This is a genomic window from Endomicrobiales bacterium, assembly GCA_023228045.1.
Lineage (GTDB): Bacteria > Elusimicrobiota > Endomicrobiia > Endomicrobiales > JALOBY01 > JALOBY01.
The window spans coordinates 1-3,289 of sequence record JALOBY010000039.1 but is presented as its reverse complement, the minus strand read 5'-3'; the positions used below and the strand labels follow the sequence as shown (position 1 = coordinate 3,289).

At 40.0% G+C, this 3,289-nt stretch carries 4 protein-coding genes; 1 reads left to right on the top strand and 3 read right to left on the bottom strand.

Going from position 1 to position 3,289, the window contains the following annotated elements; translation table 11 throughout:
- The coding region (locus M0Q46_06630) for a hypothetical protein (protein ID MCK9583268.1) at positions 1-636 on the top strand (636 nt) is incomplete at its 5' end.
- Between the two features lie 12 nt (positions 637-648).
- Here M0Q46_06630 and M0Q46_06625 read toward each other — a convergent pair.
- The 3 genes from M0Q46_06625 to M0Q46_06615 all read right to left on the bottom strand — a co-directional run.
- Positions 649-1,821 (bottom strand): MFS transporter, encoded by a 1,173-nt coding sequence (locus tag M0Q46_06625; GenBank protein ID MCK9583267.1) that lies wholly within the window; start codon positions 1,819-1,821, stop codon positions 649-651.
- Between the two features lie 60 nt (positions 1,822-1,881).
- Positions 1,882-2,886 carry a 4Fe-4S dicluster domain-containing protein gene (locus M0Q46_06620; GenBank protein MCK9583266.1) on the bottom strand — a complete coding sequence of 335 codons (1,005 nt, stop codon included), beginning with the start codon at positions 2,884-2,886 and terminating at the stop codon, positions 1,882-1,884.
- A gap of 9 nt (positions 2,887-2,895) precedes the next feature.
- A partial coding sequence (locus M0Q46_06615) for a hypothetical protein (GenBank protein ID MCK9583265.1) occupies positions 2,896-3,289 on the bottom strand: 394 nt, incomplete at its 5' end.

Below are 3,289 nucleotides of genomic sequence, written 5' to 3'. Positions count from 1 at the left end.
GAACTTTTAAGTAATGAGGTCGAGAAAGAGGAAAAAGCAGAAGAGGAGAAACAGGAAGAAGAACTCAAGGTTTCACATACACCTTTATCTTCTGATGCGCGTGTACTTTCTTCATTACCCGCTGCAGGATCCCAAAGCGCCTCGAGCAAAAAAGAAGAGAAAGTTAACCCCAATGAATTATTAGATGAAAGCAAAGCAATACTTGAAAGATTTAATACTCAGATTGCAAAAGAATTTGGGCCTAATTCTGCCACAACAAGACAATTACATACAATAATCGATGACACGCTTTTAAGAACACTAAATCGCTTTGATCATTTGCACGATATTAATGCCAAAGAAATATCTATTTCTTTAGATAAAATTTTAGATCAAATCACAGGAACTAATGAAATGAATTTGGCTGGAGATAACCAACCGATGGGGAAATTTACAAGTGAAATTTTAAAACAGTTATCTGAAACAAATCAACGTGCAATTATCTTATACAATAAAGAGGCAGCTCAAGAAAATCTGTACGATACCTTATCTTGGACTCAAAAGTTACGACATGGCTTTAACCCTTACAATATTAGCGACGCTGAAATGCAACAAGCAGCTGCCACAAACAGTGCATCCGAATACAAAGCTTCTTGAGGTAAAAAAATTTTATTTTGCGCGGCGGATTCCGGCGACGAGAAAAATTATGACCGATAAGAATTGCATAAATATTGAAAATACGACGAGCCAAAAAAGTGAGATATCATATAAAAATCCCATCAAGGCGCTGCCGATAAAACAGGCCAGGCCAAAACAAGCATTATATATGCCATAGGCGCGCCCGCGTTTTTCTTTAGGGATAATATCACCGATAATTGCTTTTAAAAGCGAGCTCTGCGCGCCGGTGCCAATGCCCCATAAAAACATGCCAAAAAAAGCGAGCGCAGTGCCGCCGAAAAAAACAAAAATTGGGAAAAATGCGGCGATAACTGTGGTGATAATTAACACCACGTAACCAAGCCGATCGTAGAGTTTGCCAAAAAATAATACCGAAGCTGAGCTAACGCCCAAACCAACTGCGTATGAAAATGGAATCAAAGTCGCACTCAAAATTGCGTGCTTTGCGAAGTGATAGGCGATTATCGGAAAATCCGCAAAACCTGCAGCAAGTGAAGCGCTCGCTAATAAATAAATCCAAAATGTAGCATTGGTATGATTTTTCGTTGGTGAAGCAATTTGCGAAGTTTCTAAATCTTGTGGCGTAGGATATATTCTGCTGGCAACAATTAAAGCTACGATTGCTAAAAACCCGGGAATAAATAATATAGCAAAACCATCACGGTAACTCCCCTTTAAAAATAACACCAAAGTTACAATGAGCGGACCAAGCATTGCGCCCAACTGATCAAAAGTTTGATGCAAGCCAAAACCAAAACCTCGGCCAATGCTGTGGCTCGCGTGTGAAAGCATCGCATCGCGTGCTGGAGTGCGAAGAGCTTTGCCAACGCGCTCAAGAATGATGAGGAACGCGGCAGTTCGCCAATTCCCAGTGAAAGCAAGAAGCGGCAAACCAATTAAATTGCAAGCATAACCAAAAAAAGTAAATAACCAATAATTCGCGGTTTTATCGACAAGATATCCAGAAAATAATCTTAGCGCATAGCCAACAAATTCACCTGCGCCAGCAACTATACCAACGATAAATGCATTTGCACCAAGTAATGCCAAAAATGCGCCAGTGATACTTTTTGCGCCTTCGACTGTCATGTCAGCAAGAAAGCTGACAATCCCAAGAATTATAACTAATGTTATTGCGGCATTTTTATGGCTTTTTTTCAGCATATTTGTGGCGTGTTCAATTATCCTAAATCCTGCGGTTAAAATCTACTGCGAGCATTTGACTTACGCGCCCACATATTTTAAAAGCTCGCGGCATACGCTTTTGATGCCAATGTTACTTGGGCAAACTTTATCGCAGCGGCCACACAAAAAGCAGGTGATAACTCCGTTACGTTTAACATCAGCGGCTAACTTGTGATGAATGCGGCGACGCGTGCGCTGAGATTCTTTTGCCATCGGGTTATGCCCGCTCGCTTCACGCATAAAGCCATCTAATAAACATGAATCACGCAGACGCACGCGTTCGATATTTTTATGCAAAAGCGACTTTCGATCAAACACATCAAAACAAGTACAAGTTGGGCAACATAAAGTGCATGCGGTGCAAGAAATACAGCGATCTGAAATCGTCTGCCAAAACTCATCTGGAACTTTATTTGCTAAAATTAATGCAGAAACTTTTTGTAACATCTCGGTATCTTCTTGAGATAATTTTTCTGCTGCGCTTTTTAATTTATCTAGGGCGTCACAAGAAACTTCTTTGCCACCAGAAATTTTTGCCACTAAATTTTTCCCGGTATCAGAATAAGCAACAGGAATATATTCACTGTTACCAAGTGCAATTAATTCGAAATCACATTTGCCATTTGCAATTTTTAATAATTCGCCAGCAGCGCCGCACTTACCAGTGACACATACCACCACAGCATTTTGGCGTTTATTGAAATATGGGAAATCCACGTAATCTTTACTATAAAATTTATCAATATATTCTAAACAGTCTGCATCTTCCGCGGTAAAACCCACAACGAATATCGGCTGCGCTTCTTTTGTTGCTTCAATTTTCTTTTCTTTGAAAGTTAAAATAACTTCTTGATATGGCGCAAAAACACTGGTTGGTTTCATTGGCAGAGCGCCACCAGCCAATGCTAAATCCCCTGAATCTAACTCCCCGAGAGTGCGCGTACCATCATGCAATTTAACCGGTACTTGCACAGAATAATCAGCAGTTAAACTCTTAAAAAATATGCGTAATTCATTTTCAGTATATGCTTTCATGATTTTCATTTTAGTTAATTAAATAATAATTTTAATAATGCGTGCCGCACAAATTTTATATTCTGGAATTTGTGCAATTGCATCGCGGGCATTTATCGTTAACGCATTTGCTGGAGCTTCCGCAAAATGAAACGGCATAAATAATACGCCTTTTGCTATAGCTTTTGTTACTCGCGCCATTACTTTTACTTTCCCGCGCCGAGTTTCAAGCTCCACCCATTCGCGATCACGAATGTTCAACTCTATTGCATCAACAAAGTTAATTTCAACATATGGGAAATGTTCTTCGCGCTCAAGCAACCTAGTGCGCCTCGTCATTGTGCCAGTATGGTAATGAAAATAACAACGCCCAGTTGATAATAAAAGTGGATATTCAGCATCAGGTAATTCTGCGGGAGGTAAATATTGAGCC

Excerpts from the sequence above, each read along its gene's own strand:
- M0Q46_06625 (MCK9583267.1), bottom strand. The coding sequence starts at position 1,821 with ATGCTGAAAAAAAGCCATAAAAATGCCGCAATAACATTAGTTATAATT.
- M0Q46_06620 (MCK9583266.1), bottom strand. The coding sequence starts at position 2,886 with ATGAAAATCATGAAAGCATATACTGAAAATGAATTACGCATATTTTTT.